Annotated in this window: 10 protein-coding genes; 4 read left to right on the forward strand and 6 right to left on the reverse strand. The window is 62.7% G+C overall.

Annotated elements, in window-relative coordinates; translation table 11 throughout:
• Positions 1 to 41: 41 nt before the first annotated feature.
• Genes AC3ZU9_RS19100 through AC3ZU9_RS19115 form a run of 4 tightly spaced genes read right to left on the reverse strand, consistent with a single transcriptional unit; the run spans position 42 to position 8,509 of the window.
• Positions 42 to 3,053, reverse strand: coding sequence for a non-ribosomal peptide synthetase (locus AC3ZU9_RS19100; RefSeq protein ID WP_490091182.1), 3,012 nt, complete (start codon positions 3,051 to 3,053; stop codon positions 42 to 44).
• 34 nt (positions 3,054 to 3,087) lie between these two features.
• On the reverse strand, positions 3,088 to 4,134 hold the full coding sequence (locus AC3ZU9_RS19105) for a TauD/TfdA family dioxygenase (RefSeq protein WP_102061456.1): 1,047 nt from the start codon (positions 4,132 to 4,134) through the stop codon (positions 3,088 to 3,090).
• A gap of 17 nt (positions 4,135 to 4,151) precedes the next feature.
• On the reverse strand, positions 4,152 to 7,523 hold the full coding sequence (locus AC3ZU9_RS19110) for a condensation domain-containing protein (protein WP_490091183.1): 3,372 nt from the start codon (positions 7,521 to 7,523) through the stop codon (positions 4,152 to 4,154).
• 8 nt (positions 7,524 to 7,531) lie between these two features.
• A complete protein-coding gene (locus AC3ZU9_RS19115; protein WP_093545635.1) occupies positions 7,532 to 8,509 on the reverse strand; it encodes a TauD/TfdA family dioxygenase in 978 nt (325 codons plus the stop codon).
• 256 nt (positions 8,510 to 8,765) lie between these two features.
• On the opposite strand from AC3ZU9_RS19115, the gene AC3ZU9_RS19120 reads away from it, so the two are divergent.
• From AC3ZU9_RS19120 to AC3ZU9_RS19135, 4 genes are all read left to right on the forward strand, one after another.
• The gene (locus AC3ZU9_RS19120) at positions 8,766 to 10,826 is read left to right on the forward strand and encodes a TonB-dependent receptor (protein ID WP_012724381.1); all 2,061 of its coding nucleotides are present in this window, start codon (positions 8,766 to 8,768) and stop codon (positions 10,824 to 10,826) included.
• A gap of 117 nt (positions 10,827 to 10,943) precedes the next feature.
• A complete protein-coding gene (locus AC3ZU9_RS19125) occupies positions 10,944 to 12,359 on the forward strand; it encodes a diaminobutyrate--2-oxoglutarate transaminase (RefSeq protein WP_080567193.1) in 1,416 nt (471 codons plus the stop codon).
• Positions 12,360 to 12,423: 64 nt separating this feature from the next.
• Positions 12,424 to 13,563, forward strand: coding sequence for an efflux RND transporter periplasmic adaptor subunit (locus AC3ZU9_RS19130; protein ID WP_490091184.1), 1,140 nt, complete (start codon positions 12,424 to 12,426; stop codon positions 13,561 to 13,563).
• Between the two features lies 1 nt (position 13,564).
• Positions 13,565 to 16,675, forward strand: coding sequence for a multidrug efflux RND transporter permease subunit (locus AC3ZU9_RS19135; protein WP_490091193.1), 3,111 nt, complete (start codon positions 13,565 to 13,567; stop codon positions 16,673 to 16,675).
• Positions 16,676 to 16,709: 34 nt separating this feature from the next.
• Here AC3ZU9_RS19135 and AC3ZU9_RS19140 read toward each other — a convergent pair whose 3' ends face one another.
• Positions 16,710 to 17,285 carry a TetR/AcrR family transcriptional regulator gene (locus tag AC3ZU9_RS19140; RefSeq protein ID WP_490091185.1) on the reverse strand — a complete coding sequence of 192 codons (576 nt, stop codon included), beginning with the start codon at positions 17,283 to 17,285 and terminating at the stop codon, positions 16,710 to 16,712.
• A gap of 11 nt (positions 17,286 to 17,296) precedes the next feature.
• Positions 17,297 to 18,937: an AMP-binding protein gene (locus AC3ZU9_RS19145; protein ID WP_490091186.1), complete on the reverse strand. Its 1,641-nt coding sequence runs from the start codon at positions 18,935 to 18,937 to the stop codon at positions 17,297 to 17,299.
• Positions 18,938 to 18,954: the final 17 nt, after the last annotated feature.

The following is an 18,954-nucleotide window of genomic DNA, read 5'->3' on the forward strand; positions in this document are numbered from 1 at the left end:
ACGTCCTGCAGAAAAAGGGGCAACGGCGATGGGCGTGGCGGTTACAGGTCGGCGTCGTTGAGCTCGGCCATCAGCGCGTTCAGTTCATCTTGCGACATGCCCGAGGCACTGAATTCGGTGCTCTCAGTGTCGACATGCCGGGCGTCCAGCGGCTGGGCGACATGGGCCATGGCGGCGATGGTCTGGTGTTCGAACACATGCTTGGCCGACAGCGCAATGCCTTGTTCGTGGGCCTGGGCCACCACTTGCAGGCTAAGGATCGAGTCGCCCCCTATGGCAAAGAAGCTCTCGGTGACGCTGACGCTGTCGAGCTTCAAGACCTTGGTGACTATGGCGTGCAAGGTGGTTTCCATCGGCGTGCGCGGGGCGACATGGGTGCTTTGGTCGAACTGGTCCGGGTCTGGCAGTTGGCGGGTATCGAGTTTGCCGTTGGGGGTGCGTGGGAAGGCTGACAATGTCAGCACCCGCGTTGGCACCATGTACGACGGCAGTCGCTCGCCGAGGTAGCGCTTGAGGGCTTCTGAATCCGGCGCGTAGCCATGGGCGGCGAGCACATAGGCCAGCAGACGCTTGCCGGCGGGTTGCTCCTGCACAATCACGGCTGCTTCGCGCACGTCACTGTGGCTGCACAGTTGTCGCTCGATCTCGCCGAGTTCGATGCGATAGCCGCGCAATTTGACCTGATGGTCCTTGCGCCCCAGGAACGCCAGGCGCCCATCGGCCAGCCAGCAGGCCAGATCACCGGTGCGGTAGGCGCGGGTGCCGTCGGCCAGGGTGACAAAGGCCTTAGCGGTTTCCTCGGGCTTATTGCGATAACCACGGGCCAGGGTTGGGCCGGCCAGCACGATTTCACCGGGTTCGCCGATGCCGCTGGTGATGTCGTGTTCATTCAAGACGCGCAGCTCCATGCCGGCAATCGGGCGGCCGATGGTCAAGGCGCGGTCGGGGCTCAGTACATCGTAGGTCGCCCACACGGTGGCTTCAGTAGGACCGTATTCGTTGACCAGCAGCGTGTGGGGCAGGGTGTTGCTGTGCTGGGCGATCAACGACGGCGGGCAGGCTTCCCCGGCAACGATCCAGCATTGCAGGCTGTCGGCGCTGCCGAGTTGATCCAGCAACGCTTGATACAACGAGGGCAGCGACAGGCCGTGGCTGACCTGGTGTTGGGCGATCAAGTGCGACAGGCGCGCCATGTCCAGCTCTTCGCCGGGTGCCGGCAATACCAGGCGGCCGCCTTGGGCCAGGGTCCAGAAAATCCCGGCCACGGAGCTGTCGAAGGCAAACGAGGACAGCAGCAGGTAAGCGCTCACCGGCGCTTCATACGCCGCCATGCGCACCTGGGTGGAATAGCTCAAGGCAGCGTGGCTGATTTCGACGGCTTTCGGTGCACCGGTGGAACCGGAGGTGTAGATCAGGTACGCGAGGTCGTCGCCACGCGGCAGCGGCAATGGCGGCAGGTTGTTGGGGGCGTGCAAGTCGTCCAGCACAAAGCTCCGCAGGCCGGCCGGCACGCTATCGGCCAGCTCAGGGCTGACGACGATGTGCGCAATGGCGCTGTCGGCGAGCATGTAGGCGCGACGGTCCTGCGGATAAGTCGGGTCCACCGGCACATAGGCACCACCGGCCTTCAACACGGCAAGCAGCGCGACGATCGCGGCGTTGCCACGGGGGAACAGGATACCGACCGGCACACCGGCACGGATGCCGGCGGCCACCAGTTGGTGCGCCAACTGCGTGGCGCTTGCGTCCAGTTGCGCGTAGCTCAGGTCGCCCTGCGGGTCGCTCAGGGCGATGGCGGTTGGCTGTAGTTGCACTTGGCGGCCGATCAGTTCAACAAGCGTCACGGCTTCTATCACCGGCGGTTGTGCCTGGGGGGCGATGATCTGCGCTTGCAGCGGCCCGCCCATGGGCAACTGCGCCCAGGCCTGGTGCGGTGCGGCCAACGCGGAGTGCAGCAACTGCGCCCACTGTTCGGCAAGGCAGGCGGCCGCCTTGTGGCTGAGCAGATGGCGATCGTAGATGATCTGCGCGTTGAGCCGCTCGGGACCTTGATGAACGTGCAGGCACGCCTTGGCCGGGCTCATTACCGCACTGGCGTCGCGTTCGCGCGCATCGCTGGCACGCCAGGCGAAGGCATAACCGCCCTTGAGGTCCTGGGTGTAATAGTCCTGCCAGCCTGTGGACTGTTCGACCAGGGCGCTGACATGGCGGCTTTGTTCCAGCAAGGTCGCCTGGGCTTGCAGGTCGATCCGCACAGGCAAGGTTTGCTCGAACAGGCCCAAGGCGTTGTCGAGTTCCGGGCCGCGACTGGCATGGATCAGGGTGATCGGCACCTGCTGTTGACCGGACAACCGCCCGAGCAGCACCGCCCAGGCCGCCAGCATCAGCTCAGCGGTCAGTACCGGGTGGTGGGGCAGGTGCACGTCGATGCGCTGCGGGCTGAATCCACCGGGGCGGGGCGTTTCCAGCGACAGTTGCAAGCTGTGCTGTTCGCTGTCGGCTGAGGGTTTCCAGAACATTGCGCCGGGGTGTTCGGGCTCGTCTTCGGCAAGGCTCCAGCGCCACTCGGCGTAATCGGCGTATTGAAGGGTTTCGGACAGGTCCGGCGGGGTGTCTTGCAGCAGGGCAATGGCCACCAGTTTCAGGCTGGCGAGGTCAAGATGGCTGCTGGCGGCGGCCAGGTGCAGCACGTGCCCCTCGGTCAGTTGCACCAGCGTCACGGCCAGCGGCGCGGTCCCGTCCAAGGTGGCCAAGGCAACCTGCTGATCGGCTGGGCTGAGGTGGCGCAGGTCCTTAACGCCCACGCTCAGCGCGGCCTGGTCGTGAATCACTTGCACCGGATGGCACAGGCCTGGCACCGGAGTCAGCTGTGTGCGCAGTATTTCGCTGCCGCTGACCAATGCCTGCAGGCGCTGGGATAGGGTGTTGGCGTCTACCGCCTGGGCGATGGTCCATTGCAGTTGGCAACTGAACGTGTGTTCAGTTGCGCCATCGAGGTGCGGGTAAAGCGACGCTTGTTGCGGTGAGATACGAAAGCCTTGAAGTCCGTTCATGTTCAGCTCAACTGCAAAATGGGGTTGATAGCGGTCAGACAGCCACGTCGGCGGACAGCAAGGCCTCGGCCATGCCGGTCATGATTGCGCGTTTGCCGGTAAACGGTTCGCGACCGTGCACCGCAAGCATGTTGTCGATAAACAGCACGTCGCCCTGTTGCCAGGAGAAACGCACCAGCGAATCCAGGTAGGCGGCGCGCAGCGACGCCAGCACCTCCGGTTCGATCGGTGTGCCGTCGCCGTAGAAGGTGTTGGTCGGCAGGTCGAGGTCGTTGAAGTTGCCTTGCAGCGAATCGCGGATGGCCGGCGGCAGGGTGCTGATGTGAAAAAACGTCGCGTGGTTGAACCAGACTTCTTCGCCGGTACGCGGATGGCGTACCACTGCAGGGCCTCGTTGGCGGGTGCGCAGGCGGTTGTTTTCTTTCCATTCCACTTCGATACCGACGCTGGCGCAGTAGGCTTCGACTTCGCTGCGGTCGGCGGACTGGAAGACGCTCTGCCACGGCAGGCCGAAACCGTCGCCGTAATTACGCACGTAGAGCACGCCTTTTTCACGAAAACGCGCCTCGATGTCGGCGCTGATCCGGGCCTTGACTGCGCGGGTTGAACCGATCGGGGTTTCGCCGCCGGTCTCGGACGGCAGTTGGCAATAGAAGAACAGCCGCAGCGGGAAACGCGGCGAATAGGAGTGTTCGTTATGCGGGAAAATCATCTGGTCGGCCGGGTAGTCGGTCGAGGTGTAGATGTTGCCGCCGACCCGGGTGCGCGGGGAGGCGCGGAACATATATTCCAGGGCACCGGGGGACAGGGCAGCGATGACGTGGTCGAATTGTTCCACCGACGCGACGTCGAATCCGCGGAACAGCAGGGCGCCGTATTGCAGCAGCTTCCGTTCCAGGGCTTCGCGTTCACGGGTAGCCCAGGCCACCAGATCGACGCCGCTGACTGCGGGTTCGATCACCAACGGCAAGGCGTGATCGGGGCTGAGCAGGCGTTCGCTGACCAGTTGCTGGGGGGCAACGTTCATGGCTTTGCGGCGCACACTGCCCAGTGTGCGGGGTGCTGGGGGCACGATAGGCATACAAGCATCCACCTTGATCAAAGGGTCAGTGAGCGACGTTTGGTTTGCAGCAACTGACTGCGACCGGCGAGGGCGTGGGACTGCTGGCTTTCGCGCTGGAAAGCTTGATCCCAATCGTCAAGGCGCTGGGCCAGGGCGGGCAGGGACTCGCCGAGCAGATCACGAACTTCGCCGAGTAGGCGGCTCCACAAATGCTGCAGGCGCAAGGCTCGGGGCTGATCGAAGTACTCGCCACGGTATTTGAGCGTGGCATCAATGCCGTGGCCGGCATGCACCAGGTCGAGCACCAGATGGAAGTCTCCCGGCGCCTGCGCAACGTCCATGCTCGTCAGTTGTGCACCGGCAAGAGTGACCGGCGCAACCCGCGACGGTTGATAGTTGAGCTTGACCTGGAACAGCGGCGAATGGCCGGCGCGCCGGGTTGGGGCCAGCGCCGCGACAACCAGGTCAAACGGCAGGTCCTGGTGGGCATACGCCAGTCGCGCCTCATCACGCACGTGCGCGAAAAAATCCGCCAGCGTCCCTTCCCCGGCTATCTCACAGCGCAGGGTCAGCTGGTTGACAAAGAAGCCGATCACCTCGTTGTGCGCGGCCAGCGGACGGCCGCTCACATCAGTGCCGAGCAGAAAACGTTGCTGGCCGCCCAATTGCTTGAGCACCAGTTGATAGCTGGCCAACAGCAGCATGAACAGCGTCATGCCGTGTTCACGGGCGACGCAGGCGAGGGTGTCGCAGGTGGCTTGGGGCAGGCTGAAATTCAGGCTGTGTTCGCCGTGGGTAGTGCCGCTGCCGCCCAGGTCCAAGGTTTGCGGCACATCGGCCAGGTGTTCGCGCCAGAAATCCTGGTGCGTGGCGATGCGCTGGTCTGTCCAGTGCGCGGCTTCCCAACGGGCAAAGTCCAGATATTGCACCGGCGTTTCATTGGCGGCCTGGGCCGCCAGTTCAGCCAGCAGCAGTTGTGCGGAGCGGCCGTCGAAGGCGATGTGGTGCAGGGTCAGCAGCAGGTCGTGCTGGTGATCGTGGCTGATCAGGTGGGCGCGTAGCAGTGGGCCTTGCTTGAGGTCGACCGGGGTGGCGTGTTCCTGGGCCAGGCAGTCCGCCAATTGATCATGGAGGGTCAAACGCACGTTGCTGGCCGGCAGCACCTGTTGCTGCGGGCCATCAACGCTATCGTGATAGACCGTGCGCAGCACACTGTGACGCTCGACCAGGGCATTGAGCCGTTGCGACAAGACGTCCCTGTCAACTGGGCCTTGCAGCTTCAGGTGCAATACCAGGTTGTGGTGGGTGTCCTGCGGGTTCAACTGGTGCAGGAACCACAGGCGACGCTGGGCGAAGGATTGGTGGCGAGGGTGGGGGGTAGCGTCTGATTCGAGGCGGGCACCGGGCGCCGGAGTCCCGAGGTACACGAGCAGCGCCTGCGCCCATTCGGCCAGGCGTCGTTCGCCGAACAGACTCTGGGTGTCGAGGTCCCAGCCCAGGTCGCGGTGCAGGCGCGCGGCAAAATCGGCAATGCCGATGGAGTCCAGGCCCAAGCCGATCAGACTGAGCTCGACGTCGACGCTGAGGTACGGATTGACCTCGATCAGCGTCTGTTCCAGCCACTGCTGGCAGGCCGAAAGGCTCGGCTGCCGGCGCAGCTGCTCGATAGCGATGCGTTCAACGGGCGTGCTTGCCTGCCCGCCGCTCTGGGCGATGATGCTCAGGGTGCCGGCCGCCCATTGGTTGCGCGCACCCTGGCGGGCGATCTTTCCGCTGGTGGTCATCGGGATGGTGCCGGCTTCCACCAGCACAATCTGGTCGATGCCGCAGTCGGCCGCTTCACGCACGGCGGTTTGCATCGACGCGAACAGCGCCGGGTGATGTGCCGGGTCGACAAACTTGCGCTGCGGCTCGGCAACGATCACCAGTTTCTCGCGGCCGAGCAGCGGGTCCATCTCCGAGAAGGCCGCGATGCGTCCGGTGCGGATGCCCGGCTCACTGTCGGTGATCGCAAACTCGATATCGTGGGGGTAAAGGTTGCGGCCGTTGAGGATCAGCAGGTCTTTGAGGCGGCCGCAGATGACGATTTGACCTTCATGCATGAAACCCAGGTCACCTGAGCGCAGGTAATAGCCGGGCTCACCGACAATCTGCGCCTTGAACGCGTAGCGGCTGGCATCGGGGTTTTTCCAGTAGGCCTCGGCGTTGCTCGGGCCTTGCAGCCAGACTTCGCCGATGCGGTCGACGGCGCAGCGTTCGTGGGTGTTCGGGTCCGCAATGGCGATGGTGTGAAGCGCTTGCGGGTAGCCACAGGCGACAAACTCAACCGCAGTGGCGTCGCCGGACGCCAGGGCCACGTGGCCGGTCTCCAACACGCTTTTGTCCAGGCGCAACACCACCGGGAGGGCTTCGGCGGGCGTTGCGCTGACGCACAGGGTAGCTTCGGCCTGGCCGTAACCGGGGCTGATGGCCATGGGGTTGAGGCCGCACGCGGCAAAGCGTCGGGCGAAGGCGTCGAGGGTGGCCGGGTGGATCGGCTCGGCGCCGTTGATTGCGTGCTGCCAGGCGCTCAGATCGAGCTGGGCGATAAGGCTGTCGCTGACCACGCGGTTGCACAGGGCATAGGCAAAATTCGGCGCGAAGCTCGCGGTAGCGCGGTAGCGACTCAAGGCCTGCAGCCAGGTGGACGGTGCATTCACGAAGGTCTGCGAGGCCATCAGGTAGCACGGCATGCCGCTGTAGAGCGGGGCGAGTACGCCGCCGATCAGGCCCATGTCGTGGTACAGCGGCAGCCAGTTGACCATGGCGCCGTGCTCATCGAAACCGTAGGCCTTGCGCATCAATTCGACGTTGGCGATCAGGTTGCGCTGGCGCACTTCGACGCCTTTGGGCGTGCCGGTGGAGCCCGATGTGTATTGCAGGAACGCCACGCTGGCGCCGTCGATCGCCGGCCGTTGCCACGTGTCAGGCGCCGGGGTGCCGAGGTTGTTGACGGTCAACACATCGACGCGATGTTCAACCAATTCGCGTAGACCTTCGCAATGATCCAAGGGCGCGAGGATCAGCGCTGGCTGCGCATCGATCACGACATTGCGCACGCGATCCAGATGGCGCGGCTTGCGGGACGGCGGCGGGAACAGCGGCACGGCGATCAGCCCCGCATACAAGCAGGCGCAGAACGCGCGTGCATAGTCGAGGCTGCTCGGCAGCATCAACAACACGCGGTCGCCTGGACTGCAACGCGCCTGCAAGGCGGCCGCCAGGGATTGGGACTGCTCGTGCAATTGGGCAAACGTGAGGGTTTCGCCGATCTCGACGCCGTCCGGCAGGAAATGCAAGGCAGCACGCTGCGGGAAGTGCAGGGCGTTAGCCTCCAGCACTTCGATCCAGTGATTGAATGCAAACATGGTGGGATTTACGCCATGGCCACGATGACTTTACGGTCACCGGTATAAGGATTGCGCCCGTGGGCGACCAGTCGGTTGTCGAGCATCAGAATGTCGCCGGGTTCCCAAGGGAAGCTGACGGCGGTCTGGTCATAGACCGCACGCACCGTATCGAGCATCGCATCGGGAATCGCCGAGCCGTCGCCGAAATACACATGGCGCGGCAGGTTCTCTTCACCGACGGCCGCCAGCAGGCTGGCACGCACGGCGGGTTCAATGGCCGAGACGTGAAACAGGTGCGCCTGGTTGAACCAGACCCACTCGCCGGTCTCGGGGTGCTGCAACACGGCGGCGCAGCGTTGGCGGGTCCGTAGGTCGCCGTCGGCCTTCCATTCCCACTCGATGTCGTTGTCCTGGCAATAGCGTTCGACCTGGGCGCGGTCTTCGGTGTTGAACACTTTTTGCCAGGGCAGGTCGAGGGCGCCGCTGTAGTTGCGCACGTAGAGCAACTCGCGGCTGGCGAATAGCTCGCGAATCTCGGCGGGCATGCGCTGATAAATCAGGCGGCTGTCGCAGATTGGCGTTTCGCCACCGGTTTCACTGGCCTTGATGCAGTGGAACCAGATGCGCGAAGGCCAGGGGCGGGTATAGGCCTGCTCATTGTGCAAAGGGATGAATTGGTGGGCCGGGTATTCCGTCGAGCTGTAGACCCCGGCGAACACTTTGCTACGTGGCGTGGAGCCGAATTCGTAGCTGGCCAGCGGCGCGCCGAAACTGGCGGCAAAGCGTTTGAAGTCGATCGGGGTGGGGACGTTGAAGCCGCGAAACAGCACGCCGCCCACCGTACGCAGGCTGTCATCAAGGCTGTCGCGGATCGACGGCTCGAGCGCATGGATCGATTGGCCTGGGGCAGCCTGCACGCACCTTGGCAATACCGCTGCGCCGTGGGCTTGATCCTTGATTGAAACAGGCTCGGAACGTCCGTTCGGGTGTTCGATTGAGGTCATCCTTTGCACATCCTGTTTATTTTTCTTGGCTCTGTAGCAACGTGACAGCAGGCCGTTAAAACTGGGCAGTGGCCTCGGCGAGACTTTGAAACCTAATGTGTATATGTGAATACAGAAAGTATATTAGGTGTGAATGAGAGGGATTATCAATACTATTCCTTTAATATTTTTTTTCGACTAGACTCCGCCCCGCTGGGAAAAAACAGCGATTTGCCAACGGATAAAAATACAAATAACTGCGGTAGGGGAGCGGGGCGTGAATTACAAAATTAATACACTTGCGTTGGCGGTAGGCTCAGCCATGTACCTGTTGAACAGCGCATGGGCGGACGATCAACCCGCCGCACTGGAGATTGCGCCGGTCACCGTCACCGGCGAAAAGATCAACCGCTCGCTTGAGAAGACCCAGTCGAGCGTGGCCGTCGTGACCGAACAGCAACTGCGCGACAAGGCCGATCACAACCTGATCGACGTATTCGCCCGCACCCCTGGCGTGTACAACCAAGCCGGTAACGAAAACTGGGGTATCCGTGGTGTGCCGGTGTCGGGTTTCGATGACCAGGGCCCGGCGACCTTGAACGGCGCGGTGTCGGTGTACGTCGATGGCGCCCAACAACCGAACCGGGCGCTGACGTTGAGCCCGATCGGCCTGTGGGACACGGAGCAGGTTGAAGTCTTCCTCGGCCCGCAGTCCACCACCCAAGGCCGCAATTCCCTGGCCGGCGCGGTGGTGATCCAGACCAAGAACCCAACCTTCGACCCATCCTTCTCCGCCCAGACCAACATCGGCAACTACGGTGAGCGCGGTGTAGCCGTGGCCGGCGGTGGCTCGATCGTCGACGACAAGATCGCCGGCCGCATCGCCATCGATACCCAGGACGGCGACGGTTATATCCGCAACACCACCAATCACGACGATGCCAACCCGCACCGCACGAGCAACTATCGCGGCAAGTTGTTGATCACGCCGAACGACGACACCGATGTGCTGTTGACCTACGCACACAACGAACACCGTCAGGGCGACAACTCGATCACCCGCATCGGCGACAAGGTCCAGTATTACAAGATCGCCTCGAACACCAAGGCCTACGACAACCTTAACCAGGACACCTTGAGCGCGAAGATCGACTGGCGTCTCAACGATGCCTGGACACTGACCAACCTGACCACCTACACCCACTCGGACTACACCGCGCGCAAGGACTTCGACCAGACCGCCACGGCGAACAACGAGATCCTGCGTAACCAGGCCGGCAACATGTTCAGCCAGGAACTGCGCCTGGGTTATGAGTCCGACACGATCCGCAGCTTCGGTGGCGTGTATTTTGGCCGCACCACCAACAGCTTCCACGATCGCTTGCTGTTCAACAATGTGCAACGCGGTGCAGCCAAAGGCGATGTCGCTATCAACAACGCCGCGCTGTTCGGCGAGGTGGACTGGGATTTCGCGCCGAACTGGACTTTGATCACCGGCCTGCGCTACGACTACGAAACCAACGACACCGATATCGAGCAGGATGACTTCTCCAGCCCTGGCAAGGTCAAGAAATCCTTCAGCGCACTCTTGCCGAAACTGGGCGTCGATTATCAGTTCATTCCTGATCAGTACGTCGGTTTCATGGTGCAGAAAGGCTACCGAGGCGGTGGCGTCAACGTGCGTGCCGGTGGCGGCCACGAGGCTTACGATCCGGAGTACACCACCAACTACGAGCTGTCGTATCGGGGTTCGTTCCTCGAGAAGAGCCTGCGTGCGCGCGCCAACCTGTACTACACCGATTGGAAAGACCAGCAGGTCAGCGTGCTCGACCCGTCGGGCAATTTCTTCCTTGTGTACAACGCCGGTCGCAGCGACATCAAGGGCCTGGAAGTCAGCGTCGAAAAAGACTTCGGTGAGCAGTTGACCCTCAACATCGGCGGCGCCATCACCGATGCCAAATACAAGGATTTCAACACCGGCGACGGCCTGGATCGTAGCGGCCAGCCATTCCTCTACTCGCCGAAATACAAAATGTCGGTGGGCGGTACCTACCGCTGGAACGACCGCTTGACCCTCAACACCGACCTCACCTACCAGAGCACCGCGCCGTCCGACTTCGAGTTCGACGCCAACGGCAACGTCAGCAAAGTACGCCGCAGTGACAACTACGTGCTGACCAACTTCAGCACCGAATACAAGGTGACCAAGAACGTTGCGGTGTCCGGTTACCTGAAAAACGCTTTCGGCAAGGAATACGTCACGAGCAACCGCATTGGCGACATCATCGATGTGGGCGCCCCGCGCACATTCGGCCTGGTACTGCGTTACGACATGTAAGTCGATGGGCGCAGGGATGCGCATTCCCAGCGTCTGGTTTCAAGCTGTTTGCTGCCTGGGGCGCTCGCGCCCAGGCAGTCCCACTTGCTTCCACACCCAGCCTCCATGGAGGATCTCATGAGCGCTTTTTCGAATGCCACGCACGGTGGTGCGCCACAGCTACGCCTGGCGCATACCGGGCTGTCCCAACCTTATTGCCTGGACCTGACGCCGATGCTCGAGCGCCAGCAACAGCAGGAATCAAACGCCCGCAGCTACCCCCGACGTATTCCCTTGGTGCTTGAACGTGCCTATGGGATCTACGTACAGGACAGTCGCGGGCAGGTGTTCGTCGATTGCCTGGCCGGCGCCGGAACCCTCGCGTTGGGCCATAACCACCCCGTGGTCATCGAGGCGATCACGCAAGTGATGGCGGCCGGTGTGCCGATGCATACCCTGGACCTGATGACGCCGGTCAAGGATGCCTTTGTCCAGGAAGTCTTCGGCTGCCTGCCGGCAGACTTCGCACGCAACGCGCGTATCCAGTTTTGCGGCCCCAGCGGTGCGGACGCCGTGGAAGCGGCACTCAAACTGACTCGCACCGCCACCGGTCGTCATTCGGTGCTGGCGTTCGAAGGCGCCTATCACGGCATGACCCTGGGCACCTTGGCCATCAGCGGCAACCTGTCACCAAAAAATGCCCTCGGCGCCCTGATGCCGGGCGTGCAACGCCTGCCGTACCCGCATGATTACCGCTGCCCATTTGGCGTCGCCGGCGATCAAGGCGTCACCCTCAACGTGCGCTACCTGGAACATCTGCTCAACGACCCGGAAAGCGGTGTGACGTTGCCGGCTGCGATGATCCTGGAGCCGATCCAGGGCGAGGGCGGTGTGATCGCCGCGCCGGACCGCTGGCTGCAGGAACTGCGACGCTTGACCCGTGCCCACGGTATCCCGCTGATCGTCGACGAAATCCAATGCGGCATTGCCCGCAGCGGCCGTATGTTCGGTTTCGAGCAATCGGGCATCACCCCGGACGTCATCACCTTGTCCAAGGCCATCGGTGGCGGCCTACCGTTGTCGGTCATGGTCTATAACGACGCGCTGGATGTCTGGCAGCCCGGTGCGCATGCCGGCACGTTCCGTGGCAATCAGTTGGCAATGGCGGCGGGTACGGCGACCTTGCGCTTCATCCGCGACAATGACTTGGTGGCCCACGCCGAGACCGTCGGCGCGCACCTGCGCAAGCAGTTGCAGGCGCTGCAAAGTGAATTCACCTGGGTCGGCGACGTGCGCGGCCGCGGCCTGATGCTCGGCATGGAAATCGTCGACCCGTGCGGGGTGCCTGATGTACAAGGGCATCCGCCGGTGGACACTGCGCGGGCCAAGGCTTTCCAGCAGGCGTGCCTCAAACATGGGTTGATCGTCGAGCTGGGTGGGCGTCACGGAGCAACGGTGCGCTTCCTGCCGCCGCTGATCATCACCGAGCAGGAAATTGATTTTGTTGCGCAGATCCTGTTCCAAGCCGCCCACTCGATCACCACGCAGCCCTGATCGAGCGATGCCCGGCGCCTGCCAAAGGCATGGCAGTGCGCATTTTTCAGCGTAAGGACGACACATGCACAAGGCTGTATCGACACTGCTGTTTGCGGCGCTGGCCCTTGGCGGCTGCGACCCTGCGCCGCCGCTCGTTGCGTCCAGGACGCTGCCGGCGCAGGTCAAGACCCTGACCGTACAACCCCGCGCCTTTGCCATGACGGCCGAACTGCCGGGCCGCATCGAACCAGTGCGCGTCGCAGAAGTGCGCGCGCGGGTCGCCGGGGTGGTGCTGGCGCGGCATTTTGTCGAAGGCAGTGACGTCAAGGCTGGCCAGCTGTTATTCAGCATCGACCCGGCACCGCTCAAGGCCAGGTTGATGCGCGTGGAAGGTGACCTGGCCAGGGCCGAGGCGGATGTCTATCGCGCCAATGCGCATGTGCAGCGCTACAAGCAATTGGTCGAGATCAATGCGGTCAGTCCGCAGTTGTTTGATGATGCAATTGCCGACCTCAAACGCGCCAAGGCCGACCGCCTGGCCGCAGAAGCTGACCGGGCGACCGCACAACTCAATCTGGATTACTGCCAGGTGCGTGCGTCGATCAGCGGCCGCATAGGCCGTGCGCTGGTCAGCGAGGGCGCGCTGGTCGGCCAGGACGAAGCCACGCAGATGGCACGGATTCAGCAACTGGACCCGATCTACGCTGACTTCACCCAGCCCGCCGAACAGGTCGTGGCGCTGCGCCAAGCCGTGGCCAACGGCCGCCTGGTGTTGACCGGGGAGGGCGCGGCCCAGTTCTCGCTGCAGGTCGGCAACCCGGCGCAGACTCGCGCGGGCAAGCTGCTGTTCTCCGATATTTCCGTAGACCGCAGCACCGGCCAGGTGACCTTGCGCGGTGAGTTTCCCAACCCCGATAACGTGCTGCTGCCCGGCATGTACGTAAGGGTGGTGGCACCGGCGGGGGTTGACCCACAGGCGCTGTTCGTGCCGCAGCAGGCGGTGCAGCGTGGCACCGACGGACAAGCCCGGCTGATGCTGGTCGACGCCCAAGGCGTGGTACAGGAGCGCATCGTCAGCACCGGCGCGATGCTCGGCCCCGACTGGCAGATCATCCAAGGATTGAAGGCGGGTGAGCGGGTGGTGGTGGAACGGGCCGACAAGCTCAGCGCCGGTAGCAAGGTCAATGTCGATACCCTGTCTGCACGACAGGCCGCAGACTGAAATGGTCGACTTTTTCATTGAGCGTCCGAATTTCGCCTGGGTTATCGCGCTGTTTATCGTACTGGCTGGGGCGTTGACGCTCGGCCGTTTGTCGGTCAGCCAGTACCCCGACGTTGCGCCGCCGCAAATCAGCGTGAGTGCCAGCTACCCTGGCGCGTCGGCACAGATCATCAACCTCAACGTCACCAGCCTGCTGGAAGAGGAACTCAACGGCCTGCCGGACTTGCTCTACTACGAGTCCACCAGCGCCAATGGCAGCGCAGACACGACCGTCACCTTCAAACCGGGCACTGACCCGGATCGCGCGCAGATCGACGTGCAAAACCGCCTGCAACGGGTGGTGGGGCGTTTGCCCCAGGCGGTGATCGAGCAAGGATTGAAAGTCGAGCAGGTACGCGCGAACTTCCTGATGATCTACGCCCTGTCGTACACCGACGAGCAGCAGGACTCGGTCGGCCTGGCCGACTTTGCAGCCCGCGCGGTGAACAACGAAATTCGTCGTGTGGCCGGGGTCGGCCGCGTGGAGATGTATACCGCCGAACGCGCCATGCGCATTTGGGTCGACCCGGCGAAGCTGGTGGGTTACGGCCTGTCGATGGCGGACGTGAGCAAAGCCATCGCGGCGCAGAACGTGCAGGTACCGGCCGGTAGCATGGGGGAACGTCCGGGCCCGGTGGACCAGCAGATCACCGCGACCGTCATGGTTCAAGGCCAGTTGGAGTCGGTGGAGGCGTTCGGCAATATCGTCCTGCGCGCCAATGATGATGGCGCCAGTGTGCGGATTCACGATGTGGCGCGGGTGGAGCTGGGGCGCCAGGACTACCGCTTCGATGCCCGCCTCAACGGCAAGCCCGTGGCCGCCATGTCGGTGCAACTCGCGCCGGGTGGCAATGCGTTGCAGACCGCACAGGCGGTCAAGGCGCGTCTGGAGCATCTGTCGAGCACCTTGCCGGGCAATATGCGCTTGAGCGTGCCGTACGACACGGCGCCCTTTGTCCATGCCGCGATCAAGCAGGTCGTCTACACCTTGATCGAAGCCATGGTCCTGGTATTCCTGGTGATGTGGCTGTTCTTGCAGAAGCTGCGCTACACCCTGATCCCGGCAGTGGTCGTGCCGGTGTGCCTGTCGGGCACGCTGGCCGTGATGGGGGTGCTGGGGTTTTCCATCAATATGATGACGCTGTTCGGCATGGTGCTGGCCATCGGCATGCTGGTGGACGATGCCATTGTCGTGGTGGAAAACGTCGAGCGCTTGATCAGCCAGGAGCGTCTGTCGCCCAAGGACGCGACCCGCAAAGCCATGCGTCAGATCAGCGGAGCCATTGTCGGCATTACCCTGGTGCTGGCAACGGTGTTTTTGCCGCTGGCCTTCATGGGCGGTTCGGTGGGCGTGATCTACCAGCAGTTCGCCCTAGTGTTGTCGGTGTCGATTCTGTTCTCCGGGTTCCTCGCGCTGACCCTGACTCCGGCGCTGTGTGCGGCATTGCTGAAGCCTTTTGATCCGACACGGCGGGTACCTGGGTTCAATCGCCACTTTGATAGGTTGACCGCACACTATGAGCGCGTCGCCGGCACCTGGGTGCGGCGCGGCACTCGCAGCGTCTGTCTGTACCTGCTATTGCTGGCGGTGCTGGTGTTGGCCTATCACCGTTTGCCATCCTCCTTTATTCCCAGTGAGGACCAGGGCTACACCGTCACCGATATCCAACTGCCGCCAGCGGCCTCCGCCGCGCGTACCGAGGTGACGGTGAACGCCTGGGAGCAATACGCCCTGGCACAACCGGCCACCCACCAGGTGCTCAGTATCCTGGGCTTCAGCTTCTCGGGCGAGGGGGCCAATGCCGCCTTGTCGTATATCAGCCTCAAGGACTGGTCGGTTCGCGGATCAGACCAGGCCAGCCGCGCCGTGGCACAGCGCGCGACCCGGGCCTTTGAAGATGTCAGCGACGGCAGCGTGTTCAGCACCGTGCCGCCGGCGGTCGATGGCCTTGGCACGTCCGCCGGCTTCGAACTGCGCCTGCAAGACCTGACCGGCCACCCTCACGCCGAGTTGCTGGGAGCCCGCGCACAACTGCTCGCGGCGGCCAAGGCGTCCCCCGTGATCGGCAGCCTGCGCGATGAAGGCCTGGCGGACGCACCGCAGATCAAAATCGACATCGACCGGGAAAAAGCCGAGGCCCTCGGTGTGAGTTTCGATGTGATCAGCGCCGCGTTATCGGCGGCCTTGGGCTCACAACAAATCAACGAATTCGCCAACCAGGGGCGCATGCAGCGCGTGATCGTCCAGGCCGACGGCAGTAGCCGCCAGACACCTGAAGCGCTGCTGCGCCTGCAAGTGCCCAACCGGCAGAACAAACTGGTACCCCTGGAAGCCTTCAGCCGTTTCGAGTGGCAAGTCGGCCCGCTGCAGATCGTGCGTTACAACGGCTCGCAATCGCTGCGCTTTACCGGTGATGCCGCTGCCGGCTACAGCACCGGCCAGGCGATGCAGGCATTGCAGGACATCGCTGCGCAACTGCCGGCCGGCTTCAGCCTGGAATGGGCCGGGTTGTCTTTGCAGGAGCAACAATCCAGTGCCCAGGTGCCGCTGTTGATGGGTTTATCACTGTTGACGGTCCTGCTGGTGCTCGTGGCCTTGTATGAAAGTTGGGCGATACCGTTTGCCGTGCTGTTGATCGTGCCGGTGGGCGTGTTGGGTTCAGTGGCTGCCGTCACCGTCATGGGCATGCCCAATGACGTCTATTTCAAGGTGGGCTTGGTCACCATCATCGGCCTGTCGGCGAAGAACGCGATCCTGATTGTCGAGTTTGCCAAAGCGCTGCACGCCCAAGGTGCGAGCCTTGCAGATGCGGCGATCCAGGCCGCACGCCTGCGTTTTCGCCCGATCATCATGACGTCACTGGCATTTATCCTGGGCGTGGTGCCCCTGGCGCTCGCCACCGGGCCGGGTGCTGCCAGCCAGCAAGCGATCGGAACCGGGGTTATCGGTGGAATGCTCGCGGCAACAGTGCTGGGCGTGTTGTGGGTGCCCGTGTTATTTGTGAAGGTGATGTCGGTTTCTCAAAGACTTCAGGGTCGCCAATGGGTCGTGGACGCGAACAAAGGGCCTTGAGTCAGTTTTGACATCCAGCGCTGGGTAGGGGCACTCAAGGCAGGGCGTTTATGGCGTGTATGACCGCATCGGCGATGGTCTTTGTAATAAGCCGACGTTGCCCCTTATCAACCTTCGAGCTCAGCCAGGTGGGTAGGCTGTTCAGCAGGGGCAAAATCGCAGTAAGCGCACCCTCGCGCAACGGCCCGCCGGGTGGATGGCCCAACTGACCGACCAATTTCATGAATTCTGACTCATAGGCTAGCCTCAATCGCTCAACGCGTGCCTGCATCGGGGCGCCCAGGCAATTGGCATCCATCACCGCTAACTTGAAGTGCCCGGTCATCTGCTCATGCAATTTAAGATGGCCTTCGATCAGTTTTGTCAGGCGTTGCGCGGGCGTCAATCTTCGGGCCTTGAGCAGGTCGACGTGCGACAACAGTGCCTGATACAGCTCTGTCAGCCATTCAAACAGCATGGCTTCCTTGCTCTCGACATGGTGATAAATCGCCCCCGGGCTGATGCCAACATGCGCCGCCAATTCGCGCATGCTGACCTGGCTGAAACTACGCTCCTTGAACAGCTCCAGGGCTCTGCGCTGAAACTCCGAGCGGCTCAGCGCGGGAGCCATACGCCCGTGAGTCATGTGTCGAGTGCCTGCTGTTTGGCAATTTCCTGGTTGCGCAGAATGAACCGCTGCACCTTGCCACTCGGGGTCTTGGGCAGTTGTTCGACGAACTCGATTTCCCGGGGGTACGCATGCGCAGCCAAGCGCTGTTTGACATGCAGGCGCAAGACTTCCGCCAACTCCGCACTGGGCAGGTACTGACGGTTCAGCACCACAAACGCCTTGATCAGCTCGGTGCGTTGCGGGTCGGGCTTGCCGATCACCGCGGCTTCGACGACTGCCGGATGTTCGATCAGCGCACTCTCGACATCGAAAGGCCCCACGCGGTAGCCGGATGTGGTGATCACATCGTCGTTACGGCCTACAAAGCTGATACTGCCGTCCGCATTGAGCTCCACGATATCGCCGCTCAAGTAGTAACGGTCGACAAAAGCCTTGGTGGGCATATGCAAGTAGCCATTGAACCAGCACAGGGGCGAGCGCTCGCGGTCCACCGCCAGTACGCCCGGCTGACCCGTCGGTAATTCCTGATACGCATCATCCAGCACGACAATCCGGTACCCCGGCACCGCGTAACCGGCAGAACCCTCACGTACCGGATGGCGTAGCCCATGGTGATTGCACAGCACCATGCCGATTTCGGTCTGGCCGTAATGGTCGTGAATGACCACGCCGAGCTGTTCGGCGAACCAACGGATGACTTGCGGGTTGAGCGGTTCGCCGGCGCTGCTGACGACACGCAGTTGACCACGCACGGCGTCGGCGAACTCGGCCCCGGCAGCAATCAGCAGGCGATAGGCCGTGGGCGAGCCGGCCAGGTTGCTGATCGCATACTTGGCGATAATCCGGCAGGTGCTTTCCACGGTGAAAGGGCCGTCATGGAACAGCGTGGCCCGGCCGCACGCCAGTGGCCCGGTGACTGCGTAATACAAGCCATAGGCCCAGCCGGGGTCGGCGAGGTTCCAGAAATGGTCGTCTTCGCGCAGGTCGATTGAATCGCGCATATAACTTTTGAAGGCCAGAATGGCGCTCAAAGGCACCTCAAGCGGCTTGGCAGGTCCTGTAGTGCCCGAGGTACACATCAGCAGGAAAGGCGCACTGGCGTCCAGCAGCTCAGGCGTGCAGTCGGCGTGTTGACGGCCGAGGGCGTCCCAGAAACCGTCATCGCTCGGGTGCTGTGGGGGGCCGTCGGCCACGATGACGCGAGGGCAGTCGGGGATGTCATCCAGCTTGGGACGGTTGTGGGAATCGGTCACGATCCAGCGTGCCCCGGAGCACGCCAATCGCTGCTCGATCGCCTTGGGCCCGAATGCGGTAAAGAGCGGTTGGTAAACCGCGCCGATGCGCCAGGTCCCGAGGACAGTAATCACCAGTTCAACTGTGCGTGGCAGCAGTCCGGCGACACGATCTCCCGGCTGTACCCCTTGCGCTCGCAGGAAGTTTGCGAAGCGCGCAGCGTGCACCTGCAATTCGCTGAACGTATAGCGCGTGGCGCGGCCATCCCGCGTTTCGCAGTACAACGCCACGGCATTGCCATGAGCGTGCCGGTCGCAGCACTCGATGCAGGCGTTCAAGGCTTCCGGTTCGCCGTGCAAGTCTTGAGCCGCCAGTTGTAGATAGTCGAACGTTGACACCGCTGAGTCGTAATCGCGCATAACGTACCTGATTATTA

The sequence above is a fragment of the Pseudomonas sp. A39 genome, from assembly GCF_058145955.1.

Excerpts from the sequence above, each read along its gene's own strand:
- AC3ZU9_RS19125 (WP_080567193.1), top strand. The coding sequence starts at position 10,944 with ATGAGCGCTTTTTCGAATGCCACGCACGGTGGTGCGCCACAGCTACGC.
- AC3ZU9_RS19135 (WP_490091193.1), top strand. The coding sequence starts at position 13,565 with ATGGTCGACTTTTTCATTGAGCGTCCGAATTTCGCCTGGGTTATCGCG.
- AC3ZU9_RS19130 (WP_490091184.1), top strand. The coding sequence starts at position 12,424 with ATGCACAAGGCTGTATCGACACTGCTGTTTGCGGCGCTGGCCCTTGGC.
- AC3ZU9_RS19140 (WP_490091185.1), bottom strand. The coding sequence starts at position 17,285 with ATGGCTCCCGCGCTGAGCCGCTCGGAGTTTCAGCGCAGAGCCCTGGAG.
- AC3ZU9_RS19145 (WP_490091186.1), bottom strand. The coding sequence starts at position 18,937 with ATGCGCGATTACGACTCAGCGGTGTCAACGTTCGACTATCTACAACTG.
- AC3ZU9_RS19110 (WP_490091183.1), bottom strand. The coding sequence starts at position 7,523 with ATGTTTGCATTCAATCACTGGATCGAAGTGCTGGAGGCTAACGCCCTG.
- AC3ZU9_RS19115 (WP_093545635.1), bottom strand. The coding sequence starts at position 8,509 with ATGACCTCAATCGAACACCCGAACGGACGTTCCGAGCCTGTTTCAATC.
- AC3ZU9_RS19105 (WP_102061456.1), bottom strand. The coding sequence starts at position 4,134 with ATGCCTATCGTGCCCCCAGCACCCCGCACACTGGGCAGTGTGCGCCGC.
- AC3ZU9_RS19100 (WP_490091182.1), bottom strand. The coding sequence starts at position 3,053 with ATGAACGGACTTCAAGGCTTTCGTATCTCACCGCAACAAGCGTCGCTT.